At 39.3% G+C, this 18937-nt stretch carries 19 protein-coding genes; 5 read left to right on the plus strand and 14 right to left on the minus strand.

The window, feature by feature from the left end; translation table 11 throughout:
* The first annotated feature begins 124 nt into the window (after positions 1–124).
* Positions 125–631 (plus strand): ribonuclease E activity regulator RraA, encoded by a 507-nt coding sequence (gene rraA, locus R7P35_RS17810; protein WP_005379537.1) that lies wholly within the window; start codon positions 125–127, stop codon positions 629–631.
* A 135-nt stretch (positions 632–766) separates the two neighbouring features.
* Here rraA and zapB read toward each other — a convergent pair whose 3' ends face one another.
* Complete coding sequence (zapB, locus tag R7P35_RS17815) at positions 767–1009, minus strand: cell division protein ZapB (protein WP_005379536.1); 243 nt, start codon at positions 1007–1009, stop codon at positions 767–769.
* Between the two features lie 348 nt (positions 1010–1357).
* On the opposite strand from zapB, the gene glpX reads away from it, so the two are divergent.
* The 3 genes from glpX (at position 1358) to R7P35_RS17830 (ending at position 4047) form a co-directional block, all read left to right on the plus strand.
* Positions 1358–2365 carry a class II fructose-bisphosphatase gene (gene glpX / locus R7P35_RS17820; protein WP_213964178.1) on the plus strand — a complete coding sequence of 336 codons (1008 nt, stop codon included), beginning with the start codon at positions 1358–1360 and terminating at the stop codon, positions 2363–2365.
* Positions 2366–2915: 550 nt separating this feature from the next.
* On the plus strand, positions 2916–3536 hold the full coding sequence (locus R7P35_RS17825) for a helix-turn-helix transcriptional regulator (protein WP_005379532.1): 621 nt from the start codon (positions 2916–2918) through the stop codon (positions 3534–3536).
* 160 nt (positions 3537–3696) lie between these two features.
* A complete protein-coding gene (locus R7P35_RS17830) occupies positions 3697–4047 on the plus strand; it encodes a DUF3135 domain-containing protein (protein WP_053303351.1) in 351 nt (116 codons plus the stop codon).
* On the opposite strand, the gene R7P35_RS17835 is transcribed toward R7P35_RS17830, so the two are convergent.
* The 3 genes from R7P35_RS17835 to R7P35_RS17845 all read right to left on the minus strand — a co-directional run bounded on the left by R7P35_RS17835 (position 4041) and on the right by R7P35_RS17845 (position 5825).
* Positions 4041–4334, minus strand: a complete 294-nt coding sequence (locus R7P35_RS17835) for a GIY-YIG nuclease family protein (RefSeq protein ID WP_411978884.1) — start codon at positions 4332–4334, stop codon at positions 4041–4043. The two genes, R7P35_RS17830 and R7P35_RS17835, sit on opposite strands and share 7 nt — an antisense overlap.
* 558 nt (positions 4335–4892) lie before the next feature.
* Positions 4893–5315: a DUF805 domain-containing protein gene (locus tag R7P35_RS17840; RefSeq protein WP_054574235.1), complete on the minus strand. Its 423-nt coding sequence runs from the start codon at positions 5313–5315 to the stop codon at positions 4893–4895.
* A gap of 162 nt (positions 5316–5477) precedes the next feature.
* Positions 5478–5825: a 5-carboxymethyl-2-hydroxymuconate Delta-isomerase gene (locus R7P35_RS17845; protein ID WP_167415646.1), complete on the minus strand. Its 348-nt coding sequence runs from the start codon at positions 5823–5825 to the stop codon at positions 5478–5480.
* A gap of 269 nt (positions 5826–6094) precedes the next feature.
* Here R7P35_RS17845 and tpiA point away from each other — a divergent pair, with 269 nt between their 5' ends.
* Positions 6095–6865, plus strand: a complete 771-nt coding sequence (gene tpiA, locus R7P35_RS17850; RefSeq protein WP_005384863.1) for a triose-phosphate isomerase — start codon at positions 6095–6097, stop codon at positions 6863–6865.
* A 97-nt stretch (positions 6866–6962) separates the two neighbouring features.
* Here the strand turns inward: tpiA and galU are convergent, their stop codons facing one another.
* From galU to R7P35_RS17900, 10 genes are all read right to left on the minus strand, one after another.
* Positions 6963–7841: a UTP--glucose-1-phosphate uridylyltransferase GalU gene (galU, locus tag R7P35_RS17855; protein WP_021487153.1), complete on the minus strand. Its 879-nt coding sequence runs from the start codon at positions 7839–7841 to the stop codon at positions 6963–6965.
* Positions 7842–7909: 68 nt separating this feature from the next.
* Complete coding sequence (locus R7P35_RS17860; RefSeq protein ID WP_318092417.1) at positions 7910–9076, minus strand: nucleotide sugar dehydrogenase; 1167 nt, start codon at positions 9074–9076, stop codon at positions 7910–7912.
* Positions 9077–9173: 97 nt separating this feature from the next.
* On the minus strand, positions 9174–11279 hold the full coding sequence (locus tag R7P35_RS17865; RefSeq protein WP_167415645.1) for a YjbH domain-containing protein: 2106 nt from the start codon (positions 11277–11279) through the stop codon (positions 9174–9176).
* Between the two features lie 24 nt (positions 11280–11303).
* Positions 11304–12455, minus strand: coding sequence for a glycosyltransferase family 4 protein (locus R7P35_RS17870; RefSeq protein WP_161440728.1), 1152 nt, complete (start codon positions 12453–12455; stop codon positions 11304–11306).
* 8 nt (positions 12456–12463) lie between these two features.
* Positions 12464–13471, minus strand: a complete 1008-nt coding sequence (locus R7P35_RS17875) for an NAD-dependent epimerase (protein WP_206949312.1) — start codon at positions 13469–13471, stop codon at positions 12464–12466.
* Positions 13468–14349, minus strand: coding sequence for an ATP-grasp fold amidoligase family protein (locus R7P35_RS17880; protein WP_318092420.1), 882 nt, complete (start codon positions 14347–14349; stop codon positions 13468–13470). The genes R7P35_RS17875 and R7P35_RS17880 overlap by 4 nt, the downstream gene beginning before the upstream one ends.
* Before the next feature lie 15 nt (positions 14350–14364).
* Entirely contained in the window at positions 14365–15522 is a 1158-nt protein-coding gene (locus R7P35_RS17885; protein WP_206949314.1) for a glycosyltransferase family 4 protein, read from the minus strand.
* On the minus strand, positions 15497–16678 hold the full coding sequence (locus R7P35_RS17890) for a hypothetical protein (protein ID WP_318092422.1): 1182 nt from the start codon (positions 16676–16678) through the stop codon (positions 15497–15499). Before R7P35_RS17890 ends, R7P35_RS17885 begins: the two co-directional genes overlap by 26 nt.
* Positions 16671–17630, minus strand: a complete 960-nt coding sequence (locus R7P35_RS17895; protein WP_206949316.1) for a glycosyltransferase — start codon at positions 17628–17630, stop codon at positions 16671–16673. The genes R7P35_RS17890 and R7P35_RS17895 overlap by 8 nt, the downstream gene beginning before the upstream one ends.
* Entirely contained in the window at positions 17630–18913 is a 1284-nt protein-coding gene (locus R7P35_RS17900) for an oligosaccharide flippase family protein (RefSeq protein ID WP_172797317.1), read from the minus strand. The genes R7P35_RS17895 and R7P35_RS17900 overlap by 1 nt, the downstream gene beginning before the upstream one ends.
* Positions 18914–18937: the final 24 nt, after the last annotated feature.

Below are 18937 nucleotides of genomic sequence, written 5' to 3' on the forward strand. Positions count from 1 at the left end.
AACGTTTTGTTTGCAACAATTGTGGTAGCTCAAACTCTAGTAAGTTAAAAAAGGATTGTCATTGCATTGACTTAATGCCTAGATATACTCAAAGACAACCAATTTCTGTTTAGAAAGGTACGCTATGGAATACAATACCTCAGCACTCTGTGATATCTACCTCGACCAGGTAGATGTGGTTGAACCAATGTTCAGTAACTTTGGCGGTCGCGCTTCATTTGCCGGGCAAATCACCACCATCAAGTGTTTTGAAGATAATTCGTTGATCCGCGAGACATTAGAGCAAGATGGACTTGGTCGCGTTTTGTTAATTGACGGTGGCGGTTCCCTACGTAAAGCCCTTATCGATGCAGAAATCGCAACCATTGCGGAAGAAAACGAGTGGGAAGGCATTGTCGTTTACGGCTGTGTTCGTGAAGTAGATGAACTTGAAGATATGAACTTAGGCATTCAAGCCCTCGCCTCTATTCCTGTTGGAGCGACCAGCCAGGGTATTGGCGAATTGGATGTACCAGTCAACTTTGGCGGCGTCAGCTTCTTACCTGAAGATTATATTTATGCCGATAGCACCGGAATTATCCTGTCGCCTGAACCATTGAATATTGATTTAGAGTTGGATGAAGAAGCATAGCGAGTCTTAGGTGTCTAAGTTATAGGGTCTTCTCTTAGCTATCAGCGCCTAGCCTTGTCTTAACATTTTCTACTTCCCTAAAACACAAACACCCGCTTAACGCGGGTGTTTTTAATTTGGAATGAAGAAGCCGAATTATTCCACTTCGTCCATTTTGCCAAGTAGTGCACGAATGCGCTCTTGCCATTGTGCGTGCTCTTGCTGTGCTTGTTGTGCTTTTTGCTCTAGCTCTTCACGTTGAGAGCGAAGCTCGTTCGCTTCTTCCGCAAGTTTAGCTTTATCTTCTTTCAGCTCTTCGACTTCCATCTGAAGAAGAGTGATTGTGTCAACTGCAGTTTGAATTTTAGATTCTAGTTGTTCTAGTACTTCAAAAGACATCTTGGCCTACCTATGTTATTCCGTTGGGACGATGTGCGAGATTGATGCACACCTAACCTATATAAGGTTCATTCTACTCAGCGTCGCGATGAGAAACACTCACTATATTCGATATTTTGCATCATTCGGTCAAAAAATCAGCGCAATCTCACTAAACGCTGACTTTTCTTGTCGCCGAAGCATTTTTGAGCAAGGATTTTGCGTCCCGCTACGCTGAAAATCGCCCTAAGTATTGATCAAATTCAAGTTAGATAAAGTAAAAGCCTCGCAAAAAGGCAAACGTTTACTCGACCTTGTGATAGAATCGCCGCGCAAATTCTTCTTCCCTCTTGCTTACTTGGAGACATCATGAAACGCGATTTAGCAATGGCATTTTCCCGTGTGACTGAAGGTGCAGCTCTGGCTGGTTACAAATGGCTTGGCCGTGGCGATAAAAACGCAGCCGATGGCGCAGCTGTTGAAGTTATGCGCACGCTACTGAACAAAACAGATATCAGTGGTGAAATTGTCATTGGTGAAGGTGAAATCGATGATGCGCCAATGCTGTACATTGGTGAGCAAGTGGGTATTGGTGGTGATGAAGTGGATATCGCTGTCGACCCGATTGAAGGAACGCGTATGACGGCAATGGGACAATCGAACGCACTAGCCGTACTTGCCGCAGGTGAGAAAGGCAGCTTTCTTAAAGCGCCAGATATGTACATGGAAAAACTAGTTGTTGGCCCTGGTGCAAAAGGCGTAATTGACTTAGAAAAGCCGTTAAAAGAAAACCTAGAGAACGTAGCAAAAGCCCTGAACAAGCCACTTGATACCCTAGTCGTTATTACCCTTGCAAAACCTCGCCACGATGACGTTATTGCAGAAATGCAAACAATGGGCGTACGTGTTTTTGCGGTGCCTGATGGTGACGTCGCTGCCTCTATTCTAACTTGTATGCCAGACAGTGAAGTGGACATGATGTACTGTATTGGCGGTGCGCCAGAAGGGGTTGTATCAGCAGCGGTAATTCGAGCGCTAGACGGTGACATGCACGGTCGCCTGCTTCCTCGTCATGAGGTAAAAGGCGATACTGAAGAAAACCGCATTTACGGTGCAGATGAACTAAAACGCTGCGATGAAATGGGCGTAAAAGCGAATGTTGTCCTCAAAATGGAAGACATGGCTCGTAGCGACAATGTGGTATTTTCAGCAACAGGCATTACTAAAGGTGACTTGCTAGAAGGCATCTCTCGCCAAGGCAATATCGCAACCACAGAAACGCTGCTCGTGCGCGGTCGATGCCGTACTATTCGTCGCATTAAGTCGACTCACTACCTAGATCGTAAAGATCCAGAAGTACGCGATATTATTCTTTAAGCATTTCTCGAGGCTCTAGCTCAATCTGAGTTTGAGCCTTTCTTTCCGCACAACGGGCAATAGATTCTGAATCACACTCGTTCCTCGTTGTTCAGAATGAAGGTGACTTTAATAAGCTCTAAATCAAAAGAACTCGTCATTCTAGCGAGCTCCAGCGAGACTAAGAATCTGGTAACAACAAACTCCTATTCTGTCCTGCTCGCCTTAACCGCTGCTCAACCAAAAGATAGATTCTGAATCACCTCGTTCCTCGTTGTTCAGAATGACGGAGACTTTAATTAGCCCTAAATCAAAAAAATTCGTCATTCTAGCGAGCCCCAGCGAGACTAAGAATCTAGTAGTAACTAGCTCCTATTCTTGCCTGGTCACCTTAACCACTACTCAACCAAAAGATAGATTCTGAATCACCTCGTTCCTCGTTGTTCAGAATGACGACATATATTGGCTCATATGAACATAGCCCCTACAAATCCACACTCAAATTAAGTCAACACTTTTCTTTACTAACCCTATCGCGCATAATATGTACTGACGTATAAATGGTGGGTATATGAAGACCGTAGATAGGATATTGCAAATCGTTAAGCGTGATGGCTCCGTCACTGCAAAACAACTCTCTTCTGAGCTAGGTATGACAACCATGGGGGCGCGTCAGCACCTGCAAAGTTTAGAAGATGATGGCATTCTTTCTATCCATGACGTAAAAGTAAAAGTTGGTCGCCCTGCTCGTCATTGGTCTCTCACCCAAAAAGGTCATGAGCAATTTGCTGACCGTCACGGTGAGTTGACCATTCAGTTTATAGAAGCTGTCGAACATATCTTTGGCAAAGATGGACTGGAAAAAGTCACATCAGAAAGGGAAAAACTCACGTTACAAAGTTATCGTCAGCATCTTGAGCAATGCGACTCTCTGCAAAGCAAACTAGAAACACTTGTCACATTAAGAGAGCAAGAAGGCTATATGGCCGAGCTCGAGAAAGATGAGAACGGATTCATCTTGATCGAAAATCACTGTCCGATTTGTAAAGCCGCAACTCGCTGCCCAAGCTTGTGCCAATCAGAATTAAGTGTCTTTCAGTCTTTACTTGGACGTGACACCAAAGTAGAGCGTACCGAACACATCATTAGTGGCCAAAGACGCTGCGTTTACCGCATCCAACAACTGCAGTAACCACCACAACCAAACATCGACATGCCGCACTTATTCAATCTCAAGCTTGAAAGCTTCTCTTATAAGTGAGACGGCTGAAGAATTCATCCTCTCTCCTCTTTCTAGTGGTATAGGCTTTTAGTAACTAAAGGCAATTTCCATAAGGATTTGGAGAGCATCGATGTCTAATCTACGTCATATCCCATCCCAAACGCTTCCTCCATTCGATGAAATGGTTCGAATGGCAGAGCGAGACCCAGAAGCTTTTGAGCAATTTCGTCATGAGATGGCGAAAGAGATGATCGAGAGCGCATCAGAAGATATGAAAGAAAGATTGTGGGCTCAACAAAGCCACATTGATAGAGTCATCAGCACGTGTAAAAACCCTCATCACACCAATGTGGTATTGATGAACGAGTTGCAAAAACAGGTCGTAAAGTTCAAAGCAGCGCTAGAAGGGGAAGCGGCACCGACACAAAAAGCGGATGTGGTTAGCTTAAATGCGTTTAAAGATAGGGATGATTTTTACTGATACTCAGTAGATAGATCGAGAAAGTTAGGGTTCGTTTCTCTTACCAAGGCTAACTTCCACTCACGCTTCCACTGCTTGAGCTGCTTTTCTCGGTTTATAGCATTAGCCATATTGTCGAATAACTCAAAGTAAACGAGCTTATGAACGTTGTATTTCTTAGTAAATCCTTCCACTACTCCATTTTTATGTTGCCATATTCTTTGGGGCAGCTGACTGGTAACACCTATGTAGAGAACGGCGTTGTTATTTGACGTTAGGATATAAACGCAAGATGTCTTATCGATGATTCATTCTCCTTCATTATTCGCTGTTACTTTTCCATTGTAATTCGCGAGCTCAGTCAGTTTATTTCAAACTCGGAGCACTCTGTGCGTAGATTCTGAATCACACTCGTGCCTCGTTGTTCAGAATGATGGTGGCTTTAACAGCCTCTAAATCAAAAGAGTTCGTCATTCTAGCGAGCCTTAGCGAGACTAAGGATCTGGTAACAGCAAACTCCTACTCTTTCACACACAGCTTAACCAGGGCTCAAGCGGACGATAGATTCTGAATCACGCTCATTCCTCGCTGTTCAGAATGACAGTGGCTTTAACAGCCTCTAAATCAAAAGAGTCCGTCATTCTAGCGAGCCTTAGCGAGACTAAGAATCTAGTAACAGCAAGCTCCTATTCTTTCCCGCTCAGCTTAACCACGGCTCAACCGGACGATAGATTCTGAATCACCTCGTTCCTCGCTGTTCAGAATGATGATGACTTTAACAGCCTTCAAACCAAAAAGGAGCGTCATTCTAGCGAGCCTTAGCGAGACTAAGAATCTACTTTCAGCACGCACGATACTTGAAGCAATTACTCCGGCTCAGGGCCATATTGATTTGGTCCTGATGTTCCCTTTAAGAAACCACATTCAATTAGAATCCATAAACCACAAATCAGAGAAATGGAAGCAACGAACATCTGTGGGGTCGACGGCTCTTGCGCGGCAGGGCTGGTCATTGGCGTGGCAATTCGTCCGATAATCAACGGAATATTCAGTGCTAGCCAATAGATCGATTTGTTGCGGTCGTGCCAACGCTTGGTGGTGATCGCCAAATCAGGGATCAACAGAATCACCAAGAAAATAGGAAGAAGCACATAGGAGAGAGTAGGAAGCAGTTGGCTGATACCGGCACCAAAGCCTAGAATGGACACATAGTAAATGACGTTCCAAATCCAGTAGGTTTTACGGTCTATACGTCCTTGAAAAGAAAACAGTAATTCTTTAGTCGACATCAAATTTTACCCCAAAGTAGAAAGGTTATAGATTAGCCGAGTCGATATAGTTTGGAAAGGACACCGAAAGCTTGGGTGCCCACAACGCCCATATAACAAGCAGAGCCAGGCTGAGAATTCGTAACAATAACCCCTCGCTATTCTCGGGCAATCCAGCACCACCTAGTTCACTACCTTTTGGAAGCTATCTATATCCATGTCTCGGATATTGACCGTTAAACTGTGCACGTGACTAGCTTGCTCTTGAAGTGTCGCCATCAAGGCTCGTGACAGTTCTCGCTTCTGCTCTTGGGAACGGCCAGATAGCAAATCAAAGTTGATATGGATAAAGTCGAGGCTATCGCCCTCTCCTCCAATTAACCAATTGTGGCACCGGAGCGTTCTAGATTTCACTGACGCGAGCTCAAAAAGACCACTCTCTAACGCCGTTTTATGTAAATCCTCCAGCAACCCCTGAACATTGACACGTTCTTCAACCGAGTTTGAATACTCTAAAACGAGATTTGGCATTTTGATTCCTTTCTACAACTATTAATTCCAGCGCGTAGTAATACCAATCTCAGCAGCAATTTCCGAGGAATGAACTATCATTCTGTCTACGTGATCACCAATCGATTGCTTTTGACAAAAATAACAGGATCGCTGCTTGGTCGAATCAGTAAAGAAAGCCGGACAAGACATGACGCCAATCATGATCTGTTCACATTATTCTGTTATATTCCTACGTAGATTTTTTACATTAATTGACTATTTACATTAAAGATAAGGGAGATATTCCTATGCGTCGTCCTGTAGTGATGGGTAACTGGAAACTAAACGGCAGCAAAGCAATGGTAACTGAGCTGCTAACTGGTCTTAACGCTGAGCTTGAAGGCGTTGAAGGTGTTGACGTAGCAGTCGCTCCACCAGCACTTTACATCGACCTAGCAGAGCGCGTAATCGCTGAAGGCGGTAACAAGATCATCCTAGGTGCTCAAAACACTGACCTAAACAACAGCGGTGCGTTCACTGGCGATATGTCTCCAGAAATGCTGAAAGATTTCGGTGCTACTCACATCATCATCGGTCACTCAGAGCGTCGTGAATACCACAACGAATCTGACGAGTTTATCGCTAAGAAATTCAACTTCCTAAAAGAAAACGGCCTAACACCTGTTTTCTGTATCGGTGAATCTGAAGCGCAAAACGAAGCTGGCGAAACTGAAGCTGTATGTGCACGTCAAATCAACGCAGTTATCGACACTTACGGTGTTGAAGCTCTAAACGGCGCAATCATCGCTTACGAACCAATCTGGGCTATCGGTACTGGTAAAGCAGCAACCGCTGAAGATGCACAACGCATCCACGCTTCTATCCGCGCACTTATCGCTGCGAAAGACGAAGCAGTTGCAGCACAAGTAATCATCCAATACGGCGGCTCTGTTAAGCCAGAAAACGCTGAAGCTTACTTCTCACAACCAGACATCGACGGTGCTCTAGTTGGCGGCGCTTCTCTAGACGCGAAAAGCTTCGCGGCAATCGCTAAAGCAGCGGCAAAAGCAAAAGCTTAATCTCGTTTTTACTGAGAGTAAAAATAACAAAGGGATGCATCATGCATCCCTTTTTGTTTGTGTTGTACCGTCGGAGTACCTAATAGGAAGTTCCGATTTACGCTGGCTCAGCAATTTTCACGGTTGGCTTTTTCGCGAGCTCCGCACTGGAATCTTTCTTATAAAGGTTCTCGTAGCAGTAATTTGTAGCTTCAATGTAGCCTTCTACACTACCGCAATCAAAGCGTTGACCTTTAAATTTGTATGCCAAAACACAACCAGATTGAGCTTGTTGCATCAACGCATCGGTGATTTGAATCTCACCACCTTTACCCGGCTCTGTATTTTCAATCAGTTCAAAGATATCAGGTGTCAGAATGTAGCGACCAATAATCGCTAGATTGCTAGGTGCAGTACCTGGCTCTGGCTTTTCAACCATGTTATCAATGCGGAAGATATCATCTTTGATCATCTCGCCAGCAATCACACCGTATTTATGCGTTTCTGATTCCGGCACTTCTTGTACCGCAACGATTGAACAGCGGAACTGTTTGTACAGCTCAACCATTTGCGCTAGAACGCCTTGGTCCTCATTCACACATAGGTCATCCGCGAGCACAACAGCAAACGGTTCATCACCGACCAGTTCACGTCCCGTAAGAATAGCGTGACCTAAGCCTTTCATTTCACGCTGACGAATGTAAGTGTAACTCGCAGAATCAATCAAAGAACGAATATCATCAAGCAGCGCTTCTTTACTTGTACCGCTAATTTGATGCTCTAACTCATAGTTTTTATCAAAGTGATCCATTAACGAGTGCTTACCACGACCGGTGACGATGCACATACCGTCCATACCGGCTTCAATCGCTTCTTCAACACCGTATTCAATCAATGGCTTGTTCACCACTGGCATCATTTCTTTCGGCATCGACTTAGTTGCAGGAAGGAAACGTGTGCCGTAGCCCGCTGCAGGGAATAAACATTTTTTAATCATAACCATTACCAACTAAAAAAAGGCTCCTCTGAGGGAGCCTGTTATATTATTTTGAATATAAAGACTAATTAATCGCTACCAAACAGGTCACGGGTGTAAACTTTATCAGCCACATCAGCTAGTTCCTCAACCATGCGGTTAGAAACAATAACATCAGACATTTGTTTGAACTCTTCAATATCGCGGATAACGGCAGAATGGAAGAACTCATCTTCCTGCAGTACCGGCTCGTAAACCACTACTTCAATACCTTTCGCTTTAATACGCTTCATAATGCCTTGAATAGACGAAGCGCGGAAGTTATCTGAACCAGCTTTCATAATTAAGCGGTAAATGCCCACTACTTTTGGCTGACGTTTGATAATGGAGTCTGCAATAAAATCTTTACGAGTGCGGTTTGCATCAACAATTGCACCAATGATGTTATTAGGAACTTCTTGGTAGTTTGCTAACAATTGCTTTGTATCTTTTGGTAAGCAGTAACCACCATAACCGAATGACGGATTGTTGTAGTGATTGCCAATACGAGGGTCTAAGCCAACACCTTCTATAATTTGGCGAGCATCAAGGTTGTGTGCTTCAGCATACGAATCTAACTCATTGAAATAAGCTACGCGCATCGCTAGGTATGTGTTTGAGAACAACTTAACCGCTTCGGCTTCTGTAGAGTCAGTAAACAAAACCGAGATGTCTTCTTTTACCGCACCTTCAACTAAAAGATTAGCGAACTTCTCTGCACGTTCGCTACGCTCACCAACGATAATGCGAGACGGGTGTAGGTTATCGTAAAGAGCTTTACCTTCACGAAGAAACTCTGGAGAGAACATAACATTCTGACAACCGAACTCCTCTTTAATGCGCGCAGTATAACCCACAGGTACAGTCGACTTAATCACCATAACTGCATCTGGATTAATTGCCATCACATCTTTAATCACTGCTTCAACTGAAGAAGTATTAAAGTAGTTCGTTTGAGGGTCATAATCCGTTGGCGTAGCAATAACAACAAACTCCGCGTCTTTGTAAGCCAGCTCTTTATCTAGCGTCGCGATAAAGTTGAGTTCTTTGTTTGCAAGGAAATGTTCGATTTCCGCATCAACAATTGGAGATTTCTTGCCATTCAACAAGTCCACTTTTTCTTGGATAATATCAACCGCCACAACCTCATGGTTTTGTGACAATAACATGGCATTGGACAAACCGACGTAGCCCGTGCCTGCTACAGCAATTTTCATTTTTATTTCCTATTATTTAACTGACGCTAGCATATCAAAACACCGACACTCTCGGTAGAGTGCGGCGATTAACTAAAAGCCTAACTAGCAACACAACTTAATTCAATTGAGTACCCAAGTAACGCAAATAAGCATTGCGAATGCGAAGCTTGTTCTGCTCAAAGTACTCTTGACCATAACGGCCTCGGTTAAAGTAGCGGCGAAGCATACTATTATCCATCACGAGTTCATCACCCTGGCCTGCTGCCAAATAGTTTGTATCGTTGCCAACTCGTGTCGTAACGTTGAAATCATAAGCCTCGTTACCACGAACTTGTATCACTCCCGGCGACATATCGCGCCATGGCGTTAATGGCAGTTTTACTGACACAGTGACAAACTGCTCTTCGTCTGTATCATTAAACTTTGTCACCTGATAACTTGCTGATACTTCTATGTCTTCAAACCAATGTGAGGTCGTGAATTTTGCGCCGACATCCCCCTTCCAAAACTCTCCGGCAGTTGCGTTAAACTGCCAATCCCACTCTGGCATAGAGAATGTATAACGAGTTAAAAAGGTTTGTCGGTCTGGATTCGCATAACCATTTTTGTCTTTTTCGTCTTGATGTTGGAAGTAGCTCATCTCTAGTCCCAACTCATGGTTGCCCGATTGAGAGAACCAAGCTGATTCGCTGCGCGCACCGATATAATCCGACTTAACCAAGCCTAGAGAGACCTGATTAGCAATATCGACATATGGTAAACGGAAGAACTGATGCACCATTGCACGATCAATCTCGTTCTCGTACGCGCTGTCTTCGAAATACCCACCTTCTTCAAAATCGTCACTTTCTGCTAAAGGTAAAATATGACGAACATCAATTGCCGCGCCAGACCATAGGTAGGTGTATAAGTTGCTAGACATAGCAAAAGAGTAATCATATACACCGTACTCGGTTGCAAAACCATGCCTTACCATAGGAGAAAGCACGATCTGCGAATCTAAAGTGCCTGAATTAACTCGCTCCGTTTTCCAATCAACCATGTCTAATCTTTCCGGTAAATCGCGCGTGATAAACTGAATGTCATCACAAGCTGCGCTACCATTGACAAAACTTTGGTAACAGTTAGCGTCAGACAAAACGCTGACCACTGGTTTTTGGTTGGCAAGCATCACAAGTTCAAATTGATCCGATGCAGCGCCTATATCTTGCGCCGCATTTTGACCTAAATGACTCGACACAATACCCAGAGCGACACCTAGTCCGTCAACTTGGTTATGGTTGTAGCGGCGGTTTTCTACAGCCACTACAACTTTGCCATTTGATACGCCCACTTGAACATTAACGAAGCCTTCATTTTTTAACGCACTAACCAAAGAGGAAATTGACGCTTGTTGCGCTTTGTTTTGCTCAACGACTAAACGATCCATTAACGTCATATTATTCTTCGCGTAGTCGCGAGAGCGAGAGTATTCCGTTATCAATGGCATCGAGAGTGCAGCACTCCAAACGCTTGAACCATCCGATTCATGACCAGAATAAATCTGGTAGCTTAATGAGGCGGTTATATCATTAGGCAGTAAATCATCGGGAGTGAACACTTTTATAGAAGAGTTGAATTCTACTGAATCGTACTCTCCTACTAGTTGAACAAAGTCAAAAGGTTGGTATTCAAAGCCACCAAAAGGGCCATCTAGAACACCCATCAAACGCTCTTCTGACTGACCGAAACCAGCAGAAACCCTTAAGGGAAGTGCATTAAACGTATAATCAGCGACGGCAAAATTAGTCATGAGCTTATTTGCAGCCCCACCGACATCTTGCATACCCAAAGCAAAATCTAAGTTCTCATTCCCCCAAAAATTGGGAACCTGATACTTCAGTGATAATGATAAATCTCGAATACCGCCACAGCCTGTTTTAAAACAGTTCGAGTTATAATCATAAGTAACGATACTACCATGAGCCTCTAACCCTTCAATGAGGCCGAAAGATACTTTTATAGAATCTAAACCTTGCACCTCGTCAAGCCAAGGGCGCCCTTGGGCAAAAGATACACCAAAGTCGCCATACTCTTTAACTTGAGCATTAGGGTTAAAAACCAGTCCACTAAAGCTTTGGTTAGAATTTAGCGTCTGCAATTCGTTTGCCGCGACGCCACAACTACAAGCCAACGATAGGGTAATTATCGTTACTTCATCCACTGAAATCTTATTGATCATAACTCTTTATTTTATTTAGTTTTGCTAGCTGGCACTGAGGCCTTCTGCTTGAGTTTTTTCTTTTTGAAAGCAATCTTCCACTGCGTCCAAGTATTTTTGTATGACTAACTGCTCATCAAACTCTCGTTCAACTTTTTGACGACTGAATTGTCCCATTGTTAACCTTTCTTGATGAGTGAGGTTGATCACCAAATCCAGTTTTTCAATTAAACTCTCTGTCGAACGAGGAGTACATAAATAACCATTGACTCCATCGTCAACCGTTTCACGACAACCAACATTGTCAGTTGTTACTATGGGTTTCCCCATTGCCGCCGCTTCAAGTAACGATTTAGGTACTCCCTCTCGATAGAATGAAGGAAGCACCATGCAATCTACCTTCGCAATCTCCTCTTCTACACAATCAGAAGTGCCAAGATAACTTACAATGCCTTCATCAACCCACTTTTGCATATCACTACTAGAGACAGCTGAAGGGTTATTAACATCAAGAAAACCTAGTAATCGAAATTCAACCTTATCACCATGTTTAGACTTCAATGCGCGAGCCGCTTCAACGTAGTGACCAATGCCTTTGTCGTACAACATTCTGGCAATCAATAAAAAGCGAATTACACCGTCATCATTTGCAGGGCTAACTTGAAAACGGTTGAGATCAGCTCCCGAACCAGGTAAACGATCAACAAGATACGATGGCGCTAACCGGTTCTCCAAAAACAACGTTTTATCGTCTTCATTTTGAAAAAAGATCTTACTTGCTTTAGATTGGCTCATTTTATACAGCAATCTGGCAATCTTAGACGTAAGGCCTTCATTAATAAAGACCATACCTAAGCCGGCAATATTATTGACCGACTTAGAGCCAACAAAATGCCCAGCTAACGTACCGTAGATATTATTCTTTGGAGTAAAGTTCAGTACCACATCGGGTTTGACGCTCTTAAAGATTTTGATAAATGAGAAAAACGTACCAATATCTTTAACAGGATTTGTACCCCCTTGGTCAATGTTGATATGACAAAAGCTTGCTCCAAGTGATTCAAGCTTCGGTGAATAATCATCTTTAGGGGCTATAGCTACAACCTGATAACCAGCGTCCAACAACGCCGTAATGGTGTTTCTTCTGAAATTATATAAATACCAACTTGTATTTGCTGAAATCGCAACCGTTTTCATCTAACTACCTAAACCTTATAAAACTCGCAATACCAATCAACTAAGGCTTGAACGCCTTGTTTAAGACCAACTTGAGGTTTATAGCCAGTCGCTTCGAATAAATCAGAGGTATCAGCATAAGTCTTATACACATCACCAGGCTGCATCTCGCGGAAGTTCTTTTTCGCTTCAATACCAAGCGCAGATTCGATTTCCGTGATGAAGTCCATAAGGTTAACTGGACTACCGTGACCGATATTGTAAACAGAATATGGAGCAGAACTAGAAGCAGGCGTACCGGATTCAACGGTCCAGTCGTCATTTCTTTGAGGGATAACCTCTGAAATACGTACAATACCTTCAACAATGTCGTCAATGTAAGTGAAGTCTCGCCACATATCGCCATTATTGTTTATATCAATTGTATCGCCCTCTAATATCTTCTTAGTGAAAATAAAAGGTGCCATGTCAGGACGACCCCATGGACCGTAAACGGTGAAGAACCGCAATCCAGTGGTCGGTAAGTCATACAAGTGAGAATATGAGTGTGCCATTAACTCATTTGATTTCTTCGTCGCCGCATACAAAGAAACTGGATGATCAACCGTATCACTTGTTTCAAAAGGTGTTTTTTGATTCAAGCCATAAACAGAAGATGACGATGCGTAAACTAGATGCTTAACTTTTGAATGTCGGCAACCCTCTAGGATGTTTAGGTGACCAACTAAGTTAGAATCCGCATAGGCCATCGGGTTTTCTATAGAGTATCTCACACCAGCTTGAGCTGCTAAGTGGATAACACAATCAAACTGGTTGTTAGCGAAGAAATCAGCTACAGCTTGTCTATCCGAGAGATCCATCTTTACAAATTCGAATCGCTCACTATTGTTGATCGTCAGTAGTCGAGCTTCTTTAAGATTAACATCATAGTAGTCATTAATATTATCTACACCAACAACACTCGCACCTTTACTCAAAAGCACTTCAATGGTTTTAGCGCCAATAAACCCCGCTGCGCCAGTTACTAAATATTTCATTTATACTCATCCCATAAGTTACCTAAAGAAAAATCCTTTTCTTTAGGTTTAATAGGCTCCCACCCACTACCATGACAAAAGGTCAACTCTCCAAAGTAAATTTTTGATTCTACGCTATACATATCAACTCGAACATATTTAAAACCTTTAGATAAAGATTTTGCTTTAGATATCAGATCTACTATATTACTAGGAAACTCATATGCACTATCAACTGGTTTATACTTAGGTTGAATAGAAAATTCTAAGCGTTTTAAGTTTTCATCGAATAGTGAACGACAATGGTCTTCAAATCGATTGGTATCCACTTGGATTATAACCTTCTCACTTCCAAAAATATGAATCTTGTAATCCGAAGGATAAGAACCATTATTGTGCTTTATCAACTCCTCAAAAATAATTACAGGTTTTTCAATGTCATAAAAGTATTCATCTATTTTAGAACCAATATCTTGTTGAATATAGGAGTTAAATTTATTACAAACATCTAGGAGTTGTAACTTGGATTTATCCTCAACAATAAGTACGTGTTCTCCTCCTCCCCCATTACTTGTTTTTATAACAAAGGACTCTGGGATATCTTCAAAGTCTTTTGGTGAAATATTATCACACACCTTGATTAGTGGTATTAAATGTTCTTTCCCAATAACTTTATCCACATATTCTCTAACTTTGTACTTATCTACTAATTTAGAGTAAATATTAGGGTCATCATGCAACTTTCTGTATATTATCTTTTCAGAGAAAGTTCTAGGATTATTAAAATCAGGGAAATACTTATGAGTAACTAAGAATCTAAGCCAAATATAACTTTCACGACCTAACATAGCTCTCATAGAGTCTCGAACTAAATACTTAAATTTCTTTTTAATTTTCATAAATTAATACACAATTTATAGAATACTTTTTAATCTAAAAGTCATTAGTGGTAGAGAAAACTTTTTGGCTATATCCTCACCGCTGAAATTATATTGATTATAATTGTTCATTACTTTATTTATGGCTTCATAAAGCAAGTCTGGTTCAGACTCATCAATAACGACACCATATCTTTTACTAGTAACTATTTCTGACACACCTGGAGTATTAGTTGCAACAACTGGAGTCCCTTGAGCTAGAGCCTCGATTAACACTGTGGGCAATGCTTCACTAGATCTTATTGGCAAATCGAAATCATTAAAATTTATGACGCCATCGATTACTGATGAGAACAATAAAAGGGAGGATTTAGCATAATATTTATTAGGTTCAGACACCCATCCCAAAAAATTAACTTTTATATTTTTTGGTAGTTCAGCCAACAGTGATTCAATATAAATTTTATACTCAATTTTGTATTCACCATGATACTCGCCTAAAATGTTCAGTGTAATGGCTGAATTTTTAAACCCCTTCAAGGCGATTAAAATATTATGTAAGCCTTTATGAGGAACAATTGTTCCAACATATAGCATCTCAAAAAATTCTGTAGATTTATCTTTGTCGACTAAATCAATTTTAAATCCATTATATATTACCTTTATCTTACTATCATAAGAGCCGCTATTTATAGATTCCTTTATATAGTTCGATGGAACCAAGATGATATCCGGAGAGCTTAAAAGTATTTTATTCATGGTTTTACCGAAATTTATTGGGCCATGAAGATGCCAGACAAGCTTTGTATTTAGTAATTTCAATAATAAACCAGAAAGTATTAGGCCTCTCGGATCATAGGTATAAACTAAAGATGGCCTATATATAAGAACATTGATGAAAACATAAACATTTAATACAGCCATTAAAAAAAGCATACCAACCTTGATTGCTAAACCATTACTTCTAGAATCAGAACTCCCTCTTCCAAAAACTTTACTTAAAAAAAACTCAAAAGGTATGTGCTTATATTTTGACTTTAACTTTAATTCATCGACGTTAGGGGACTTACTGTTTCTTAAAATTAAAGTAACATCATATTTGGTTTTTAAAATATCAATTACATTATGAGTAACTTTTTGAGCTCCTGCGATAAATCCAGTATAAGGCTCAAAAACCAATGCTTTTTCTTTCATTTACTTCCTTTCCATATGTTATATAGCATAATATAAATAGAGCCATATAGAATATAGATTCAATAATCCAAACTCTATGAGAAATAATCGCTATCATTAATAATATATATACCTTATAGTATTTGTTATAGTTTTTAAAACAAAGGAATCTAACTTGTATAAAATGTAAAAATATAAACAAAAAATAAAGTAATCCATATCTGAAAAATGCAGCTCTAAAATCAGAAATTATTATTTCAAACTCCTGGGTAAAGTATCTACCGAAGCCAAACATAAATTCATATAAACTTATTTCTGGAATAGTATATGTGGATTCAGCTCTAGAGAATAATATTTCCAAGAGGTCCTTACCTTCCACCTTTGCCCAAACGTACGTATTCATTACAGGTTCTAGAGCTGGAAGCGATAATAAAATCACACTAAGAATTACGAGGAAGACTATTTTTAACACACCTTTTAAATCTAAATGTTTAATTATATAAAACATTATCATCATAATATATCCAGACAATGAGAATGTTAAAAACAAGTTAAACACCAAAACCCATAACATCCATTTTTTCTTGAAGTCATAGAACGAAATAATAAATGACAGTGCTATAGCATAATGAGAAGGCTCCTTAAACCAACCTATCATCCTATATAACTCTAAATTCATTATTTTATATTGCAATGTATTTAGGTACAAAGAACCATTAAAAAACACATATTGCTCTAAATTTGAACTTGCTCTTCTAAAGTCTTGAGAAACATTAAAAGACCACAAATTAACATTAAGCGAATGTGTTATAAGAGAAAATAATGATATTACTGATATAAGAACAAATATATTTGCGAGGTGATTGAGAGTTTTTGATTGAATATCTCTCGAACAAAACAACACAAATAAAGGAAGAATCATACCAAAAAAACCCAAATTGATATCATCCAACTCTCTTATTGGCAAATATATATATATTGAAAAGGAAGAGCAAATTAAGAAATAATATAATATATCTTTATCTTGATGACTTTTTATTTTTTTAAACACAAAACTAAAAATGACAGGGATAAGATATATTATTACTTTAACCCAACTATTGCTCCAAGTAAAAAAAGGATTTAATGTTATGAATATCGATATTGAATACAATAGAGAAATTAAACTATTAAGCATTTTTAACTTTTTTTATAAAGTAGTTTATTAACTTACCAGGGAATAAAGACGCTATGGAAAGAACGAATCTATAATATATTCCCTTCAAAGATGATGACAATGCTTCTTTATATTCATCAAAAGCAACCATATCACTTCGACATAGTGAAAGAATTGCAAATCTGAAAAACTCATAGTTTATTTTATCATTTCTTTCAAAAGACAATAATGCAAAGTTCGGGTCTACTTCATAAGGGTCAATATTTTTATTAATTCTATTTAAATGACAATACCTAGAGAATTCGGCTAATAGTTGCTGTTCTATAGATTTTCTTGGTACTCCACTTACACTCCCTTTAACTGCAAAATATCTTTTGTATAACACATCCTCCATAATATAAAACTTAGTATGATGGCTCATTCTGCACCATAGATCTAAATCTTGAGAGTATTTAAATACAGGCCTATAACCGCCAGAAGCATCATAAATATCTCTACGGAACATTACTTCTCCATGAATAAAAGGGTTATATAAAAGTAGGTCTTTTTTATAAGTCAAATCATTAATTTTGCTTTTGAATATTTTGTTGATTTTCTCATTATTTTTATCAACAACAATAGAGTGACAGCCTACGACCCCTATATCAGGATGATCTTTCAGATAAGAGACTTGCTTTTTGAATCTATTATTTATCGACAAGTCTCCAGAGCCATGAACAGCGATAAATTGTGAACTAGAATTTTGTATCGCCCAAATCATAGTATTTACAAACCCTTTGTTCTCCTGAATTATTACTCTAATATTTTTTACGTTATTATATTCCTGAATAATTTCTGTAGTCCCATCAGTAGAACCATCGTCAATTAATAATAATTCCATACTATCATCTAACTGCTCAAGTATACTTGAAACTGATGTGTGCACCATATCTTTGCGGTTATAAAACACAGTAACAATTGTCAATTCTTTCATTATTTTTTAACTCTTAAATCATTAAACTTTATTAGTATAAAATCAAAGAAATTTGTATCGAATTTATAGCAATAAATAGCAACTATAATTATAGAAGCCAATATATATGATATCGATACAGATAAGGACAAGCCCAATACCCCAAAAAAACCTATTAACTCTATGGATAAGAAATAGTTAGTCAATACTATTGCCGGCATAAAAAACAATGATACAGCAGGCATCCCTCTTCCTGCTAGATCAACGTTAACCACCTTAAATATTGATATAAACACAATACCAGGAATTAAGAACATAAATATATCACCTACAAGGATATAGTCATTGCCGATGGCATGGGGAAGAAAATATGATGCTGAATAGCCAATAATTAAACATATAATTAAAGATATAAAAACTTGTATTCTACAAGTCTTAGTAACAGTTTCACTCCAAGATTGGTCATGCTTTGTTATATTTGAGCTTTTTGAAAAGAAAACTATAGATATAGCAGCAGGAATTTGCCACACAAACTCAGCTAATTGTGTACTAAGCACATAGTTACCAACCTCTTTTAACTCCAAGTGCTCTCTAGCTATAAATATTCCAATTTTATAGTTAAGATCTATAAAAAAGAAAGATAACGCATATATTAGACCAATTTTAAACATATCCCTTAGAATAGAAAAATCAAGTTTAAAAACTATCTTTCTATCTATTACTTTTTTATACGCAATAAATCCTTGAAATGCATTTATAACGGCGACAAATGTAAATAAGATAATGGAAGATTGTAAATCAAGCATATCAAAGTAATACAAAAACAATATAATTAAAATCTGTATTATTTTGGGATATAATAAATTATTTCCAAACTCTCTTGTTTTTTCGAATCCAAGTAGAACTCCCCTAAAGAAGCTAGACATCATTAAAAATGGGAAACAAAAAGTTGATATTAAAATAAGATGGAAGCTTTGATCGTTATAAAAATATTGATATTGGAAGTAAAATGTTATTATAGAAAAAATCAGAGCCGATAAAAAAAAGAAGAATCTAACTGTTCCTACTATTTTTCCTATGTCATAATTTTTTTTTCCTAAGAAGTATACTGATGCCTGACGCATTCCTCCTTCAGCAATGGAAATCATCAGTTGAGGGAGTATTAACATAGATGCTAATACTCCTCTTGTTTCAGCTCCCAAAGCTTTGGCTTGAATAATTACAATACTAAAACCTATAATTAGTACTACTATTTTTTTTAAAAATATATCTATAATTTTTCTTAATAATTTGTTCTTATTCATTTTAGCCAGCATTGAAAACTAAAT

This window comes from Vibrio sp. Vb0304, from assembly GCF_033338995.1.
GTDB classification, from domain to species: domain Bacteria; phylum Pseudomonadota; class Gammaproteobacteria; order Enterobacterales; family Vibrionaceae; genus Vibrio; species Vibrio alginolyticus.

Bases quoted from the DNA above. Each gene is read 5' to 3' on its own strand.
- rraA (WP_005379537.1), top strand. From the start codon at position 125: ATGGAATACAATACCTCAGCACTCTGTGATATCTACCTCGACCAGGTA.
- zapB (WP_005379536.1), bottom strand. From the start codon at position 1,009: ATGTCTTTTGAAGTACTAGAACAACTAGAATCTAAAATTCAAACTGCA.
- glpX (WP_213964178.1), top strand. From the start codon at position 1,358: ATGAAACGCGATTTAGCAATGGCATTTTCCCGTGTGACTGAAGGTGCA.
- R7P35_RS17825 (WP_005379532.1), top strand. From the start codon at position 2,916: ATGAAGACCGTAGATAGGATATTGCAAATCGTTAAGCGTGATGGCTCC.
- R7P35_RS17830 (WP_053303351.1), top strand. From the start codon at position 3,697: ATGTCTAATCTACGTCATATCCCATCCCAAACGCTTCCTCCATTCGAT.
- R7P35_RS17840 (WP_054574235.1), bottom strand. From the start codon at position 5,315: ATGTCGACTAAAGAATTACTGTTTTCTTTTCAAGGACGTATAGACCGT.
- R7P35_RS17845 (WP_167415646.1), bottom strand. From the start codon at position 5,825: ATGCCAAATCTCGTTTTAGAGTATTCAAACTCGGTTGAAGAACGTGTC.
- tpiA (WP_005384863.1), top strand. From the start codon at position 6,095: ATGCGTCGTCCTGTAGTGATGGGTAACTGGAAACTAAACGGCAGCAAA.
- galU (WP_021487153.1), bottom strand. From the start codon at position 7,841: ATGATTAAAAAATGTTTATTCCCTGCAGCGGGCTACGGCACACGTTTC.
- R7P35_RS17860 (WP_318092417.1), bottom strand. From the start codon at position 9,076: ATGAAAATTGCTGTAGCAGGCACGGGCTACGTCGGTTTGTCCAATGCC.
- R7P35_RS17865 (WP_167415645.1), bottom strand. From the start codon at position 11,279: ATGATCAATAAGATTTCAGTGGATGAAGTAACGATAATTACCCTATCG.
- R7P35_RS17870 (WP_161440728.1), bottom strand. From the start codon at position 12,455: ATGAAAACGGTTGCGATTTCAGCAAATACAAGTTGGTATTTATATAAT.
- R7P35_RS17875 (WP_206949312.1), bottom strand. From the start codon at position 13,471: ATGAAATATTTAGTAACTGGCGCAGCGGGGTTTATTGGCGCTAAAACC.
- R7P35_RS17880 (WP_318092420.1), bottom strand. From the start codon at position 14,349: ATGAAAATTAAAAAGAAATTTAAGTATTTAGTTCGAGACTCTATGAGA.
- R7P35_RS17885 (WP_206949314.1), bottom strand. From the start codon at position 15,522: ATGAAAGAAAAAGCATTGGTTTTTGAGCCTTATACTGGATTTATCGCA.
- R7P35_RS17890 (WP_318092422.1), bottom strand. From the start codon at position 16,678: ATGCTTAATAGTTTAATTTCTCTATTGTATTCAATATCGATATTCATA.
- R7P35_RS17895 (WP_206949316.1), bottom strand. From the start codon at position 17,630: ATGAAAGAATTGACAATTGTTACTGTGTTTTATAACCGCAAAGATATG.
- R7P35_RS17900 (WP_172797317.1), bottom strand. From the start codon at position 18,913: ATGAATAAGAACAAATTATTAAGAAAAATTATAGATATATTTTTAAAA.